The 15381-nt window shown below is 61.5% G+C and carries 17 protein-coding genes; 12 read left to right on the forward strand and 5 right to left on the reverse strand.

The window, feature by feature from the left end:
- Positions 1-47: 47 nt before the first annotated feature.
- The 3 genes from cysT to GIW02_RS25545 are packed head-to-tail and all read left to right on the forward strand — an operon-like array spanning position 48 to position 2736.
- Positions 48-866, forward strand: coding sequence for a sulfate ABC transporter permease subunit CysT (gene cysT, locus GIW02_RS25535; protein WP_024072742.1), 819 nt, complete (start codon positions 48-50; stop codon positions 864-866).
- 13 nt (positions 867-879) lie between these two features.
- Complete coding sequence (gene cysW / locus GIW02_RS25540) at positions 880-1752, forward strand: sulfate ABC transporter permease subunit CysW (RefSeq protein ID WP_236410861.1); 873 nt, start codon at positions 880-882, stop codon at positions 1750-1752.
- Positions 1753-1755: 3 nt separating this feature from the next.
- Complete coding sequence (locus GIW02_RS25545; RefSeq protein WP_236410860.1) at positions 1756-2736, forward strand: sulfate ABC transporter ATP-binding protein; 981 nt, start codon at positions 1756-1758, stop codon at positions 2734-2736.
- A 125-nt stretch (positions 2737-2861) separates the two neighbouring features.
- On the opposite strand, the gene GIW02_RS25550 is transcribed toward GIW02_RS25545, so the two are convergent.
- Complete coding sequence (locus GIW02_RS25550) at positions 2862-3389, reverse strand: Mpo1-like protein (RefSeq protein ID WP_236410859.1); 528 nt, start codon at positions 3387-3389, stop codon at positions 2862-2864.
- 83 nt (positions 3390-3472) lie between these two features.
- Between GIW02_RS25550 and GIW02_RS25555 the strand changes: the two genes are divergently transcribed.
- Both GIW02_RS25555 and GIW02_RS25560 read left to right on the forward strand, forming a co-directional pair.
- Entirely contained in the window at positions 3473-4159 is a 687-nt protein-coding gene (locus GIW02_RS25555) for a Crp/Fnr family transcriptional regulator (protein WP_236410858.1), read from the forward strand.
- 38 nt (positions 4160-4197) lie between these two features.
- The gene (locus GIW02_RS25560; protein WP_236410857.1) at positions 4198-4563 is read left to right on the forward strand and encodes a response regulator; all 366 of its coding nucleotides are present in this window, start codon (positions 4198-4200) and stop codon (positions 4561-4563) included.
- Positions 4564-4704: 141 nt separating this feature from the next.
- On the opposite strand, the gene GIW02_RS25565 is transcribed toward GIW02_RS25560, so the two are convergent.
- Positions 4705-5709, reverse strand: a complete 1005-nt coding sequence (locus tag GIW02_RS25565; RefSeq protein ID WP_236410856.1) for an AraC family transcriptional regulator — start codon at positions 5707-5709, stop codon at positions 4705-4707.
- Positions 5710-5809: 100 nt separating this feature from the next.
- Between GIW02_RS25565 and GIW02_RS25570 the strand changes: the two genes are divergently transcribed.
- Positions 5810-6904 (forward strand): fatty acid desaturase, encoded by a 1095-nt coding sequence (locus GIW02_RS25570; RefSeq protein WP_236410855.1) that lies wholly within the window; start codon positions 5810-5812, stop codon positions 6902-6904.
- Here GIW02_RS25570 and GIW02_RS25575 read toward each other — a convergent pair.
- From GIW02_RS25575 to GIW02_RS25585, 3 genes are all read right to left on the reverse strand, one after another.
- Entirely contained in the window at positions 6795-7730 is a 936-nt protein-coding gene (locus GIW02_RS25575) for a LysR family transcriptional regulator (RefSeq protein WP_236410854.1), read from the reverse strand. The genes GIW02_RS25570 and GIW02_RS25575 overlap by 110 nt on opposite strands.
- Positions 7731-7827: 97 nt before the next feature.
- Positions 7828-9009, reverse strand: a complete 1182-nt coding sequence (locus GIW02_RS25580; protein ID WP_236410853.1) for a CynX/NimT family MFS transporter — start codon at positions 9007-9009, stop codon at positions 7828-7830.
- Between the two features lie 99 nt (positions 9010-9108).
- Positions 9109-10008 carry a hypothetical protein gene (locus GIW02_RS25585; protein WP_236410852.1) on the reverse strand — a complete coding sequence of 300 codons (900 nt, stop codon included), beginning with the start codon at positions 10006-10008 and terminating at the stop codon, positions 9109-9111.
- Positions 10009-10453: 445 nt separating this feature from the next.
- Between GIW02_RS25585 and GIW02_RS25590 the strand changes: the two genes are divergently transcribed.
- From GIW02_RS25590 to GIW02_RS25615, 6 genes are all read left to right on the forward strand, one after another.
- On the forward strand, positions 10454-11278 hold the full coding sequence (locus GIW02_RS25590; protein WP_236410851.1) for an energy transducer TonB: 825 nt from the start codon (positions 10454-10456) through the stop codon (positions 11276-11278).
- A 51-nt stretch (positions 11279-11329) separates the two neighbouring features.
- Positions 11330-12052, forward strand: coding sequence for a MotA/TolQ/ExbB proton channel family protein (locus GIW02_RS25595; RefSeq protein WP_236410883.1), 723 nt, complete (start codon positions 11330-11332; stop codon positions 12050-12052).
- A 1-nt stretch (position 12053) separates the two neighbouring features.
- Complete coding sequence (locus GIW02_RS25600) at positions 12054-12455, forward strand: ExbD/TolR family protein (protein ID WP_010565408.1); 402 nt, start codon at positions 12054-12056, stop codon at positions 12453-12455.
- 317 nt (positions 12456-12772) lie between these two features.
- On the forward strand, positions 12773-13354 hold the full coding sequence (locus GIW02_RS25605) for an alpha/beta hydrolase (protein WP_236410850.1): 582 nt from the start codon (positions 12773-12775) through the stop codon (positions 13352-13354).
- A 49-nt stretch (positions 13355-13403) separates the two neighbouring features.
- Positions 13404-14327, forward strand: a complete 924-nt coding sequence (locus GIW02_RS25610; protein ID WP_236410849.1) for a sigma 54-interacting transcriptional regulator — start codon at positions 13404-13406, stop codon at positions 14325-14327.
- Between the two features lie 126 nt (positions 14328-14453).
- Positions 14454-15236 (forward strand): MetQ/NlpA family ABC transporter substrate-binding protein, encoded by a 783-nt coding sequence (locus GIW02_RS25615; protein ID WP_236410848.1) that lies wholly within the window; start codon positions 14454-14456, stop codon positions 15234-15236.
- The last annotated feature ends 145 nt before the right edge of the window (positions 15237-15381 follow it).

The following is a 15381-nucleotide window of genomic DNA, read 5'->3' on the forward strand; positions in this document are numbered from 1 at the left end:
TGTGGCGTGCTCCTGCAGTGGTTTCTACCTTTTAACCAAGGACTCTTATGTCGCGTCGTATTTCCCCCGTCATACCCGGCTTCGGGCTGACGCTGGGCTACACCGTGGTGTACCTCAGCCTGATCGTACTCATCCCCCTCGCGGCGATGTTTGTACACGCCGCTCAACTTACCTGGGATCAGTTCTGGAACATCATCTCCGCACCGCGTGTGTTGGCGGCGTTGAAACTGAGCTTCAGCACTGCGCTCTACGCCGCGCTGATCAATGGCGTGATCGGCACGCTGCTGGCCTGGGTGCTGGTGCGCTACACCTTCCCCGGCCGCAAGATCATCGACGCGATGATCGACCTGCCGTTCGCCCTGCCCACGGCGGTGGCCGGTATCGCGCTGACCGCGTTGTACACGCCCACCGGCCTGGTCGGCCAGTTCGCCGCTGACCTGGGCTTCAAGATCGCCTATAGCCCGCTGGGCATCACGCTGGCGCTGACCTTCGTCACGCTGCCATTCGTGGTGCGTACGGTGCAGCCGGTTCTCGCGGATATCCCCCGCGAAGTCGAAGAAGCCGCTGCCTGCCTGGGCGCCAAGCCGTTGCAGGTGTTCCGCTATATCCTCGTGCCGGCCTTGCTGCCTGCCTGGTTGACCGGCTTCGCATTGGCGTTTGCCCGTGGCGTGGGTGAGTACGGCTCGGTGATTTTCATCGCCGGCAACATGCCGATGAAAACCGAGATCCTGCCGCTACTGATCATGGTCAAGCTCGACCAATACGACTACCGCGGTGCCACCTCCATTGGCGTGCTGATGCTGGTGGTTTCCTTTGTCTTGCTGCTGCTGATCAACTTGTTGCAGCGGCGCATCGAACGTCCATAAGGAGGCGCGGAACATGTCCCAATCGTCTATTTCCGCCGCGTCCTCGGCCAACGCTGCCCGGCGTGGCAGCGCGGTGTCGCGACGTATCCTGATCGGCCTTGGCTGGCTGGTGTTCTTCCTGTTCCTGCTGCTGCCGCTGTTTATCGTGGTGTCCCAGGGCTTGAAGAACGGCCTCGGCGCGTTCTTCACCGCGATCCTCGAACCCGACGCGTTGTCGGCGCTCAAGCTCACGGTGATCGCCGTGGTGATCTCGGTGCCGCTCAACGTGGTGTTCGGGGTCAGCGCCGCCTGGTGCGTGAGCAAGTACTCGTTCCGTGGCAAGAGCATCCTGGTGACGCTGATCGACCTGCCGTTCTCGGTGTCGCCGGTGATCGCGGGTCTGGTCTACGTGCTGATGTTCGGCGCCCAGGGCCTGTTTGGCCCCTGGCTGCAGGAACATGACATCCAGATCGTGTTCGCCTTGCCCGGCATCGTGCTCGCGACCATCTTTGTGACCGTGCCGTTCGTGGCCCGTGAACTGATCCCGCTGATGCAGGAGCAGGGCACCCAGGAAGAAGAGGCCGCGCGCCTGCTGGGCGCCAATGGCTGGCAGATGTTCTGGCACGTGACCGTGCCGAACATCAAATGGGGCCTGATCTACGGCGTGGTGCTGTGTACCGCACGGGCGATGGGTGAGTTCGGCGCGGTGTCGGTGGTGTCCGGCCACATTCGCGGCGTGACCAATACCTTGCCGCTGCACGTCGAGATTCTCTACAACGAATACAACCACGTTGCCGCGTTTGCGGTGGCGAGTCTGCTGCTGATCCTGGCGCTCTTCATCCTGCTGCTCAAGCAGTGGAGCGAGAACCGTATTAACCGCCTGCGCGCCGGTGCGGCTGAGGAATAAGTCATGTCGATCGAAGTTCGTAATGTCAGCAAGAATTTCAACGCCTTCAAGGCCCTGAACAGCATCAACCTGGACATCCAGAGTGGCGAGCTGGTGGCGTTGCTCGGCCCGTCCGGCTGCGGCAAAACCACCTTGCTGCGCATCATTGCCGGCCTGGAAACCCCGGATGACGGCAGCATCGTGTTCCACGGTGAAGACGTGTCCGGCCACGACGTGCGGGATCGCAACGTTGGGTTTGTGTTCCAGCACTACGCGTTGTTCCGCCACATGACTGTGTTCGACAACGTCGCGTTCGGCCTGCGCATGAAGCCGAAAAACCAGCGCCCGAACGAAAGCCAGATCGCGGTCAAGGTGCATGAGCTGCTGAACATGGTGCAACTGGACTGGCTGTCGGACCGCTACCCGGAGCAGCTCTCCGGTGGCCAGCGCCAGCGCATCGCCCTGGCCCGCGCCCTGGCGGTAGAGCCCAAGGTGCTGCTGCTGGACGAGCCCTTCGGCGCCCTCGACGCCAAGGTGCGTAAAGAGCTGCGCCGCTGGTTGGCCCGCCTGCACGAAGACATCAACCTGACCTCGGTGTTCGTGACCCACGACCAGGAAGAGGCCATGGAAGTCGCCGACCGTATCGTGGTGATGAACAAGGGCGTGATCGAGCAGATCGGCTCACCGGGTGAAGTCTACGAAAACCCGGCCAGCGATTTTGTGTACCACTTCCTCGGTGACTCCAACCGCCTGCATTTGGGCGAGGACAATCACGTGCTGTTCCGTCCGCACGAAGTGTCGTTGTCGCGCCATGAGCTGGAAGATCACCATGCGGCCGAGGTGCGTGATATCCGGCCGCTGGGCGCTACCACACGAGTGACGCTGAAGGTTGAAGGCCAGACTGATCTGATCGAGGCCGAAGTGGTGAAGGACCATGACAGCCTCACCGGATTGGCCCGTGGCGAGACCCTGTTCTTCAAACCCAAGGTCTGGCAAAAAGCCTAAGCGCACCGCAACACCAAATGTTGAAATGGGGTCAATGTGGGAGGGGGCTTGCTCCCGATAGCGGTGTGTCAGTCACAGATTTATTGACTGATCCACCCTCATCGGGGGCAAGCCCCCTCCCACATTTAGACTTTGCTTGGCGTTAGATCGCGGCGCGCTACTGGCCCCGAGCGCTGCTCAATCTGCTGCTTGAGCCCTTGGCGCAGCCCCAGCAGAAACGCCAGCTCCGCCACCACAAACAGCGGCCCTACGATCAGCCCCGATACGTCATCCACGAACGCGGGTTTCTTGCCTTCGTAGTAATGCCCGACAAACTGAATCACCCAGCCCACCACAAACATGCCGATGCCGCTGCTCAGCCACACCAGGGTGCTCTGCGCCGCCAGCACGTGCCCGGCCCACACCGAGAGGCCCATCAGCACGCTCATCAGCACGCCCAGCGCCAGTTCCAGGCGCAGGTAAAACCACGCCGACAACAGCGCGACAATCACCGCAGGTGAAATCCAGACGCCGCCTAACGTCCATTCAGGGCGTGACAGCAGCACCGCCACGGCCACCACAATCAAGGGGATGCCGATAAAGTGGCTGGCGATATTGCGCGGGTCGCGGTGGTAGGCGGCGTATTGACCGAGGTGGTCGACGAGGCTTTTCATTGTTATTCCTCCTGTAGGATGTTTGATCATGCCCTGTCAGCCTGTGACCAACTGTCAGATGGGCGACAATCTGAGGAGTTCTCATGGATGCAGAGCAATGGCACGCCCAACTGGCCACCGGTCACTGGTTCAGCCACCTGCCCGAACCCTTTCAGCATAGCTTGCTGGCCCACGCGCGGCAGCGGCAGCTGACGGCGGGGCAATACCTGTTCAAGCGCGGCGATCCGCCCTGTGGCCTGTATGCGGTGCTCGACGGCGCGCTGCGCGTCAGTGCGGTGAACGATCAGGGCAAGGAGGCAGTACTGAGCCTGGTGGAACCGCCCTACTGGTTCGGCGAGATTTGCCTGTTCGACGGCTTGCCGCGCACCCACGACGCCTGCGCAGTGGGGCCGTGCACGCTGTTGCAGGTGCCGCAGCAGGCGATGCTGAACATCCTCGCTGGCAGCCCGCACTACTGGCGCGACCTGGCATTGTTGATGAGCCAGAAGTTGCGCCTGAGTTTTATCGGCCTCGAACAGCTCAGCCTGATGCCGGCCACGGTGCGCTTGGCCCACCGCTTGTTGATGATCGTCGAGGGCTACGGCGATACCGAACCGGCCAAGCGTATGTTGCAGTTACCCCAGGAAGACCTGGCGGCGATGTTGAACCTGTCGCGCCAGACCACCAATGTCTTGCTCAAGGACCTGCAGGCCCAAGGCATCGTGCGCCTGGGCTATGGCGAGATTGAAATCATCGATGTACAGCGGCTCCGGCAGGCGGCGCATACCTGAGGGTGGTAGCCTGCAGGCCTGATCAATCGAGGTGTGTTATGCGCGTGCTGCTAGTGGAACATGAAACCGACGAGGCACAGCGGATGGCCCAGGGCTTGAACGAGGCCGGCTACACCGTAGAGGTCGCGGCCAACGGCATGGCGGCGCAGCGGTTTGTCGAAGGTAACGAGTATGAGCTGGTGATCCTGGATGTCATGCTGCCCGGCCTGAATGCCTGGAAACTGCAGCAGGCCATTCGGCAGAAGGGCGATACACCGCTGTTGTTTTTGACCTCGCCGGGCGGGATTGAAGATCGCTTGCGTGGGCTGGAGCTGCATGAGGACGATTATTTGCTCAAGCCGTTTGAGGCCAAGGCCCTGGTGATGCGGGTGAAGAAGGTTTTGCGGCGGGATCGGGGGCGCTGATTGATCTGGAAGGTCTGGTGCCTGAGCTATTGGGCAAGCCCCTTCCCCCATTTTGATTTGTGAATACATTCAAATGTGGGAGGGGCGGTGCGACGATTCGACTTGCTCCCGATGAGGCCCTCACAATCACCACAAATCCACCTACCGCAACCCATCCCGAAACTGCCCCGGCGTCATCCCCGTCCAACGCTTGAACGCGCGGTTAAAGCTGCTGGTATCAGCAAACCCCAACAGATGACTAATCTCAGCCAATGAGCACTGCGGATCCCGCAAATGCAGCAGTGCCAGGTTCTGCCGGCACTCATTCAGAAGTGCATCAAACCGACACCCCTCATCCGCCAAGTGCCGTTGCAAACTGCGCAGGCTCAAGTGCAAGGCCTGGGCGACCCGTTCCGCACTCGGCTCGCCGTCGGGCAATTGCGCCTCGATCACACCGCGCACCTTGCGCTCCCACGTCAGCGGTTGCAGTTGGGCCAGGGTGCGCTTGAGCACCGTTTCGTTGTGCTCGGCCAGCTCTGGGTTGGCGTCGTCCAGGTGGCTGTCGAAATCCTGGGCGGCAAATTCAATCCGGTCTTCCTCGGCGGCAAAGAACACCGGTGCGCGAAACACTGTGTGCCACGGCGTGGGGTCGGCCGGTTGCGGTCGGCGCAGGTACACCGCCAGCGGCGCGTAATCGCGGCCCAGGCGATTGCGGCAGGTGCGCACATAGATCGCGGCAAAGGCGTCGATGGCTTCCAGCGCCGGTGCCGGGCTGCCCGGCGGTTGCAGCAAGCGGAAGCGGTACCGCTCGCCGTCCCGCACAAGCTCCAGCGTCAGCGCATCGCTGACCACTTGGTGATAGCGCACGATGCGCTCGAACACTTCTCGCAGGCTGCCGCTGGCGACCAAGGCATAGCCCAGCGCGTGAAACGTGGTGGGGCTGACAAACCGCGACACGCGCAAACCAATCGCCGGATCGCCGCTGGCCTGCACCGCCAGTTCCCACAGGCGCGTGGTCGCCGACAACGGGTAGCGCGCGTTCGGGTCGTCCATCTGCTGCGCGTCGAGCCCGGCCTGGGCGCACAGCGCGGCACTGTCGAGGCCCAGGGCGTCGAGTTGCTTGCGCAGGGCGCGGGTCCAGCTGGCGAGGGAAGTGGGTTCGGTCATGACGATTGGCGCTTGCGGTCAACAGGTTGGCGTGTGGGGCTAGCAGGCTGCACGTGGGCCTGGTGCAGGATGGAAGCCTCGATAACCAGAGGATGGAAGCATGGACGGTACTTCTGCAAGTCCCCAGCAGATGAACGCGCAGCAGCGTTCGGCGCATATCCGTGAAGTGGTGCTGGCCGAAGGCGTGCGCCTGCGCCAGCAGCACCCCTGGCTGCTGCACCAGGACGCGTTGGGCGCGGGCATCCTGGCCTTTGCCCTGCTGGGCATGCTGGGTTCGGCGGCGCTGTATATCACCGGCCATATGGCCTGGTGGGCGTGCCTGTTGCTCAATGCGTTTTTCGCGTCACTGACCCATGAACTGGAACATGACCTGATCCACAGCATGTACTTTCGCAAGCAGCGCCTGCCCCACAACCTGATGATGGGTCTGGTGTGGATCGCGCGGCCGAGCACCATCAACCCGTGGATCCGCCGGCACCTGCATCTCAACCATCACAAGGTGTCGGGCACTGAAACCGATATGGAAGAGCGCGCGATCACCAATGGCGAACCGTGGGGTTTTGCACGGTTGTTGATGGTCGGCGATAACGTGATGTCGGCGTTTATCCGCATGCTGCGCGCCAAGACCTGGGGGCACAAATTCAAGATCCTCAAACGCTCGCTGCTGGTGTACGCGCCGCTGGCGCTGCTGCACTGGGGCGCCTGGTACATCTTCCTTGGCTTTCACGCGGCCAACGGCATCGCCGGCCTGATGGGCGCGCCCATCGACTGGTCGGCCGGCACCTTGCAGATGATGCAGGTGATTGACATCGCCGCCGTGGTGATCATCGGCCCCAACGTGCTGCGCACGTTTTGCCTGCACTTTGTCAGCTCCAACATGCACTACTACGGTGATGTGGAACTGGGCAATGTGATCCAGCAAACCCAAGTGCTCAACCCTTGGTGGATGTGGCCGTTACAGGCGTTCTGCTTCAACTTCGGCAGCACCCACGGTATCCATCACTTTGTGGTGAAGGAGCCGTTTTATATCCGCCAGATGACGGCCAAAGTGGCGCATACAGTCATGGCCGAGATGGGCGTGCGCTTCAATGATTTCGGGACGTTTGCGCGGGCCAATCGGCTGGGTTTTCCACCGCCAGAAGGGTCTCTATCAATGCCTTCGCCGCAGGCGACAAACGCCCCCCAGCGCGGCTGATCACCCCACAGCGGTTGCTCAAGCTTTCCAGCGCATGGGGCAGGTTGCGCCAGTGCAGCACCTGCAGTTTGCCGCTGGCGAAGCCCTCGCCGAAAGCGTCTTCGGCGCCCAGGCCGATAACGTCGGACTGCTGCACGATGGTCGCCAGCGCGGCAAACTGCTCAACCTCGATAGCGGGCGCAAAGTCGATGCGCCCACTCAGGTTAGCCAGCAATTTGCGAATGCCCGGCGCGATCAAGGGCGCGGCCAGTGGGTAGCTGAACAGGTCGTTGGTGGACAGGCTGTCCTTGGCCAGCAGCGGGTGCCCGGCGCGGCAGAAAAATACACTGCGACGGGGCGTCAGGGCCTGGGTCTGGAAGTTCGGATCGGCTTCGAAGTGGCGCACATCGGCGATAAAGAATTCGATCTCTTCGCGGTTCAGGCTGCGCCCAAGCTTTTCCCAGTTATCCACCTGCAACACGCTGCGCACCTTGGGGTAGGCCGTGATGAACCGCGCCATGGCCTGCGGCACCAGGTTGACGGCGGCCACCGCATCGCTGCCAAAACGCACTTCGCCGGCGTCGAGTTTGGTCATGCGCGTGACTTCATGGCTGAGCAGCGCCGCACCTTGCACCAGGCTCAGGGCATGTTGCAGCACCACCTGGCCTTCAGGGGTGGGGCGCAGGTCCTTGTTCGCGCGGTCCACCAGCACGCAGCCCAATTCCTGTTCCAGGCCCTGGATACTGCGGCTGAATGCCGGCTGCGTGATGCCCATGGCATCGGCCGCGCGCACGAAACTGCGATGCTCGTTGAGCGCGATGAAGTAGCGCAGTTGGCGAAGGTCCATGGTGTGCCCGGCATCCTGTAGAAGAACCGGGATTTTAAGGGGGCTGCTTATTCCGTCAACGAAGCTTGAGTGTTTTATCTAGACCTTAATTGCATATCTATAGAGCCGGTGCCGTGCGATAAGTCGTCGGGCTGAACACGCGGGTGACCACCAGCATCGCCACCACCGTCACCGTCAGCACCACCCAGGCGCTGACGAAACTGCCGGTCAGCTCGCGCAGCCAGCCGGTCAGCCACGGCGAAATCGCATTGATCAAGAAACCCACGCCCTGCACAAAGGCCGCCAGTTGCCCGGCCTGGCGAGGGTCGCGATGGTGGTCGAGGGTCAGCAGCAGGCTCAGTGCAAAGCACGCGCCCAGGCCGAAGCCGCACAAGGCTACCCAGAGGTGGGGAAATTCCTGCGGTGCGAGGATCAGGCCGAGGTAACCCACGGTCTGCGCCAGCAGGCTGATGGCGAGCAGGGGGCGACGGTCGATCCCGCGTTGCGCCAGCACCGGCATCAACAGCGCGGCGATCACCTGGAAGATGGTCATGAACGCCAGCAACGAGCCGCTGGGCAGTACGCCCCAGCCCAGTTGCTGATAGTAGGCCGGCAACCACGCCACCATGCTCATGTAGCCGCAGTTGACCAGGCCGAAATACAGCGCCAGCAGCCACGCGCGACGGTTGCGCAGGCCCTGGAACGCAGGCACCACCTGTGGGTTTTTCGCCGCACCCAGCGGCAGCCACGCCCACAGCAGCAACGCCCCCAGCGCAGGCAGCAGCCATACCCCCAGGCCTGCCTGCCATTGCTGGAAATGCGTGGCCACCACCGGGCTGAGCAGCGCCGCCAGCCCGCCACCGGCCATCAGCGAGGCCGAGTACACGCCCATCGCCACCGGCACGCGGTGATTGAACTCACGCTTGATCATCGCCGGCACCAAGGCTTGGATCAGCGCCACCCCGGCACCGCCGAGCAACGCCGTGACCAGCAGCGCCGACGCCTGGCCCATCAGCCAGCGCGCCAGGCAGGCCAGCAGAATCATCATCAGGCCTAATGCAATGCCGCGTCGCTCACCCAGCCGCGCCTCCACGCGCACGCCCACCAACGCCACCAGGCCCATGCACACCACCGGCAGGCTGGTGAGCAAGGCGCTGCTCTGGAAACTCAGGCCGGTGGCCTGGCGAATCTCGCCGAGTAACGGGCTGATGGAACTGAGGATCGGTCGCAGGTTGAGGCCCAGGACCACCAGCAGTCCCCAGCCGGCGAGTCTGCCCGTGAATGAAGGGTTAAGCGTCATGCTGGACCTGTCGGCTGCGCAAAAGAGGCGTGAAGTATGGCCAACTCTCGGGTATTGCGACATTAAAAATAACCACACCCGCGCGTGCCGCAGCACGCGTTAACGCAACTTCAAGGCGCTGTCCCATGGGGCAGGCCTGTAGCCCAAAGTACCGTAGTCGTCTTTTCTGCCATTGAGCACTGTGTAGACATGGTTATCGCTGGCCATAACCCCTGGCGCGCCGTTGGCCAAATCTATTGCGCTGGTCTGCTCGACGTAGTTTTTTAGACCCAAGCGGTACAGCCCTTCGTGGGTGTGCTCCCAGCTGTCCAGCGTCGCCAGCGCTGCAGAGAAACTCTCGGATGCACGGCCATCATTGTTTTCAAACTGTGCCCGTTTGGCACTGACGGCGTACATGAAGTTGGCTTCCTTGAGCATTTTCTCGTTGTTGCCGGTGAACCCGGATTTCTGGGTTGCTTCGTCGATCTCCTCATTTGTCACATGGAATATACGGTTGGGGTTGTCCCGCATTGAGATGTCATACCCGTCCGGGGTTTTTTGTACGGACGAGTAAATTTCATTGGGGCCGCCGAACCGCTGCATGGCCGCCTTTATCCCCGCGACGGTCACGCAATTCATGGTGCCTCGCTGTTGCCTGAAGCCATCTACAAGCGCTGTTTGTGAGTAGGGCTTTGCGGTGTGGGGCTCATATCTGGGGTTGGCTGGGATGGGGGCGGGAGTGTTTGGCTCGGTCTTCTTAGGACTCAACTGGGCCACCAGTTGCTTGATGTTTCCCAACAACGAACTGAGTGCGTCCATGATGCTGTTCAGCGCTGTGTCCATGTCTGCATTTTCAGCACCGCGCGCCGTCGTAGTGGACGCCGAGTTCTGTGCATCGCTCAGCGTGGGAGGCGCTTGACGGAGCATTGGAGCTTGGGGGGCAAGACGCTGGGTGTCGGCTGAGGGCGTGTGGGCTAGGTAATCTGTCGAGGTATTGCTGAGTCGAGGGGGGATATTCATGGGCTCTCCAGTCCTGTGCGGCCTCCCATTACCAGGAGCTGTCAGGTGCATTTTCGAAAGGGTGCCGACGCGCTATCAGGCTCGCCGTATCGAATCGTTGGTGGTCCATGGTGGGGAGGGGTTCCAAGGTGGCGTACGGTGAAATCACCTTTTGCGGTTTGCTTGGGATTTGTCTGATGCCAAGGCTGCCGACAGACCACAAAAAACCATGCCTGGAACGAATATTTTTTATGCCTTTAAAGCATCGAAAATCTGCGGTTTGGCGCCAGGCCAGGCAGAACGCGGCTTTGGCGTTTGCGGCAGGTTTGTTTATTCGCTTTGGATCTATACATAACCATAAAGATTACTTTAAGAGATAAGCGTCTGGCCCCGATGATTCAGCCCTCGACGGCCTTTCACGCAGGCCTGTCGGTTTTTTTGTTTCAAAACCGTAGGGAGTGAATCAATGGGCAAAGTCCAGACCGCCGCCAGTGCACATGAGGCGCAATGGCGCCAGGCACCGAGTGGTGAGTTGGTCGACCTTGGCCGGCCGCACCGCGCGCCGTTGGGGCAGTTGCGCACGCAAAAGATGCCAAAGCGTTTCTCCAGCCGTCGCGAAGGGATTCTGCTGGGTTTGCTGGTACTGGCCCTGCATGGTGCGGTGATTTATTGGGTGAGCCAGAAGCCCACGCCGGTGCTGCCGATTGTGCCGCCGGAAATTCCGCCAATGACTATCGAATTTTCCCGGCCCGCGCCGCCGGTCGTGGAGCCGCCACCGCCTGTGCCGCCACCGCCGCCGCCTCCTGTGGTCGAGCCACCGCCCCCGGTGGTGGATGAGTTGGCCGCCAAGCCGGCGCCGCCCAAACCGATTCCTAAGCCCAAGCCAGTACCCAAGCCCGTGCCAAAGCCTGAGCCCAAGCCTGCACCGAAACCGGTCGAGCAGCCGCCCGCGCCACCCACACCGGCACCACCGGCGCCTGCACCCGTTGCGCCGCCAGCGCCGGCCCCGGTAACACCGGCTTCGGCCAACGCGGCGTACCTAAAGAACCCGGCGCCGGAGTACCCGTCACTGGCCCAGCGCCGAGGTTGGGAAGGCACCGTGTTGCTGCGCGTGCAGGTGCTGGCCAGCGGCAAGCCGGGCGAGATCCAGATCCAGAAAAGCAGCGGTCGCCAGCAACTCGATGACGCCGCACTGGCCGCCGTGAAGCGGTGGAGCTTTGTGCCGGCCAAGCAGGGCGATGTGGCCCAGAACGGCTGGGTCAGCGTACCGATCGACTTCAAGATTCACTAACTATTGCGCTGCGGTGTGTTGCACACGCCGCGACCTGTACAGAGGGAAAACATCATGGCATTAGCATCTCCACTTGAATCCATCGAAAGCGCGGTGATCTGGCTGCTGGTGGTCTTTTCGGTTGCCACGTGGGGCCTGGCCCTGCTCAAGGGCGTGCAGTTCGGGCGCCTCAAGGCCCAGGATCGCAAGTTCCATAAACAGTTCTGGGCGGCATCGAGTCTCGACTCGGCCGCTGAACTGGCAGAAACCCAACCGGGCGCCGCTGCTCGTGTGGCCCAGGCCGGTTACGCCGCGATCCAGGTGGGTGAAACCCCACACGCTGCCGACCTGAGCCAGGCGATCAACCACCAGGACCGTCTCGAACGCGCCCTGCGCCAGCAGATCGTGCGTGAGCGCCGCTCGTTGGAAACCGGCCTGGCCGTGGTTGCCAGTATCGGTAGCACCTCGCCGTTTATCGGCCTGTTCGGCACCGTGTGGGGGATCATGGAAGCGCTCAAGGGCATCAGCGCCGCCGGTTCCGCCAGCCTGGAAACCGTGGCTGGCCCGATCGGTGCGGCCCTGGTCGCGACCGGTGTGGGGATCGCCGTCGCGGTGCCTGCGGTGCTGGTCTACAACTATTTCCTGCGTCGCCTGAAGCTCACGGCTGCGGACCTGGACGACTTTGCCCACGACTTCTACAGCCTGGCGCAGAAGAACTCGTTCCGCGTGTTGCTGCACCCGGCCCTGAGCAAAAATGCGGCCGGCAACCCGCAAAAAGTGAAGGAGGCGTCCTGAGATGGCCTTCTCCACGCAAGACAGCGATGAGGTACTGAGCGAGATCAACGTCACGCCGCTGGTGGACGTGATGCTGGTGCTGCTGGTGGTGTTCATCGTGACCGCGCCGCTGCTGACCAACGCGATTCCGATCAACCTGCCCAAGACCGAGGCGGTGGCCCCGGTGGAGCAAAAAGACCCGCTGGTGGTGAGCATCGATGGCGCCGGCAAACTGTTTATCAACAAGGACGAAATCCAGCCGGACCTGCTGGAATTCAACCTGCAGGCGGCCAAGGCCAAGGACCCCGATGTGCGGGTGCAACTGCAGGCTGACGATGGAGTGAACTACGGCGAAGTGGCGCGAGCCATGGCGTCTATTGAGCGCGCGGGGATTACCAAGCTGTCGGTGATTACTGCACGTTAAGTTTTACAAGCCTCGACAATTTTTTGGCCGTCTCCTTGGCAGGGTGCGGCCTTTTTTTTGCCTGGGATTTGAGCCTCGCCACGACGCTTCAATATGAAATCAGGGCCATGTGGGAGGGGGCTTGCCCCCGATTGCAGTCTGTCAGCCAGCACACCTTTGGCTGACCCACCGCCATCGGGAGCAAGCCCCCTCCCACAGTTTGATTTCACACGGATCTGTGTTTTTGGTTATTAATAAATAGCTTCTTATTCCTTAACGAATATAACCCTCGTCCCTATACTGGTCAGCAACGTTAAACGCTGCAGGAGGGCACACCCATGCACAGCGAGTCGATTCGTTATCTGATCGTGCCGGGCTGGCAAGGATCGCCAGAAGATCATTGGCAAAGCCATTGGCAGAACAGCCTGCCCAACAGCGCGCGCGTGGAGCAGGCCGACTGGCTTACCCCGCGCCGCGAAGACTGGGTGGCCGCGCTGGCCGAGGCGATCGCCGCCGACAGCACACCGGTGATTCTGATCGCGCATAGCCTGGGCTGCATCACCGTGGCCCATTGGGCCGCCACCGCACCCTTGCCCTTTCTGCGGCAGGTGCGCGGTGCCTTGCTGGTGGCCCCGGCTGACGTTGAACGCCCTGCCTGTGCCCCCGCCTTGCGCAACTTCGCACCGATCCCGACCCACCTGCTGCCGTTTCCCAGCCAGGTGGTCAGTTCCGACAACGACAGTGCCGTCAGTGCCCCCAGGGCCCTGGAGCTGGCGCGTAACTGGGGGGCCGAGGCCGGCATTTTGTCCGGCGCCGGCCATATCAATGTGAAGTCCGGCCACCAGCGCTGGGAGCAGGGGTTCGCTTACCTCTATCGCCTGCAAAGCCGCCTTGAGCATCACGCCCGGCGTACTGCCTGACATTTTTTCAACGCCCCGTCCCTGAGTGGATTTGGGGCGGGAGCCTGCCATGAGTCATGAAACCTTCGGCCAGCCGTTGCTGACCTTCCCCGACGCCGAAAAAAGCCCGCTGAGCATCCGTGCCAAGGCCCTGGTGTTTGTTGACCCGCGCTCGCGACAGCTGCGCGAAGACCTGGAAAACCTCGCCCCGCGCGCCTTGCCCGTATTGATTCGCGGCGAAACCGGCAGCGGTAAAGAGCTGCTCGCGCGGCATATCCACCGGGGCAGCGACCGCACCGGCTTGTTTGTCTCGGTCAATTGTGGCGCCATCAGCCCGACCTACGCCGATGCCGAGTTGTTCGGCTACGCCGCCGGCGCTCACAGTGGCGCGGCCAGCAGTCGCGCCGGGTGGTTTGGCTCGGCCAATGGCGGCACCTTGTATCTGGACGAGATCGGCGACTTGCCGCTGCCGATCCAGGTCAAGCTGCTGGCCGCGCTGGAAAACCACGAAGTGACCCGCGTCGGCGCCCATCAGCCCAGCCCGGTGGACGTGCGCCTGGTGGCGGCCACCAGCATCGACCTGGCCCAGGCCGTGGCGGCGGGCAAGTTTCACGAGCGCCTGTTCCACTACCTGAATGAAGGTCAATTGGAGTTACCGGCGTTGCGTGAGCGGGTCGGCGACATCTTGTCCCTGGCCGAATATTTCCTCGGCATCTACAGCCAGCGCCTTGACCTGCCGGTACCGCTGATCAGCGACGCGGCCCAGCGCGTGCTGGAGCATCACAGTTGGCCGGGCAATACCCGCGAGTTGGAAAACGTTATTCACTTTGCGTTGCTGGTCAGCAGCGGCGACGAGATTTTGCCCGAGCATTTGAACCTGCCAGTGGCCGGCTCGCCCCTTGAACAGGTGCAGCGAATCTTCGCCGCTGCCAGCCCTGCCGAGCAGGACACCTTGCATAAATTCTTGTATGAGCAAAATGGAATATCAACGTGAATAAAAGATATTGTTCGGGAATAAAAAAACTAGGTATTGTCCCTTCCACGCCGCGATAGCACTTCGCTGGCACACCCTATAAAAACGGTCGTCAGAGACGCCCCGGAATTTCGATAAGGACACTGCATGAAAAAGGTTCTGTTGTTTACCGCACTGGCGGCTGCCCTGACTGCAAGCCTGGCCCAGGCCAATGAGAAACTGGTAGTGGCTGCAACGCCGGTGCCGCACGCCGAGATTCTCGAACTGGTCAAGCCAGTCCTGGCCAAAGAAGGCGTGGACCTGCAAATCAAAGTCTTCACCGACTACGTACAGCCAAACGTACAAGTTGCCGAGAAGCGTCTGGACGCCAACTACTTCCAGACCCTGCCGTACCTGGAAAACTTCAACAAGGGTAAAGGCACCAACCTGGTGACCGTTGTTGGTGTGCACGTTGAACCCTTCGGCGGTTACTCGAGCAAGATCAAGAAAATCGAAGACCTGAAAGACGGCGCCACTGTCGCCATTCCGAATGAAGGCTCCAACAGCGGCCGCGCCCTGTTGCTGCTGCAGAAGAACGGTCTGATCACCCTGAAAGACCCGACCAATGCCCTGGCCACGCCAAAAGACATCGCCAGCAACCCCAAGAACCTCAAGTTCAAGGAGCTGGAATCGGCCTTGCTGCCACGCGTGCTCAAAGAAGTTGACCTGGACCTGATCAACACCAACTACGCTCTGGAAGCTGGCCTCAACCCAGCCAAGGACGCGCTGATCATCGAAAGCTCCGACTCGCCCTACGTGAACTTCCTGGTGGCGCGCCCGGACAACAAGGACAGCGACGCTATCCAGAAACTCTCCAAGGCCCTGACCAGCCCGGAAGTCAAAGCCTTCATCGAGAAGAAGTACAACGGCGCGGTACTGCCTGCGTTCTGATGTAGACCAAACCCCCTTCAAGGTTTGAACGCCGACGGCTACTACAGCGTCGGCGTTTTTTTATGCTCGAAATTTGCAATGCATTTAAAAAATGTGGGAGGGGGCTTGCTCCCGATGGCGGTGGGTCAGTCAGCACAGCTTTTGC

Source organism: Pseudomonas syringae (genome assembly GCF_021606685.1).
GTDB classification, from domain to species: domain Bacteria; phylum Pseudomonadota; class Gammaproteobacteria; order Pseudomonadales; family Pseudomonadaceae; genus Aquipseudomonas; species Aquipseudomonas syringae_R.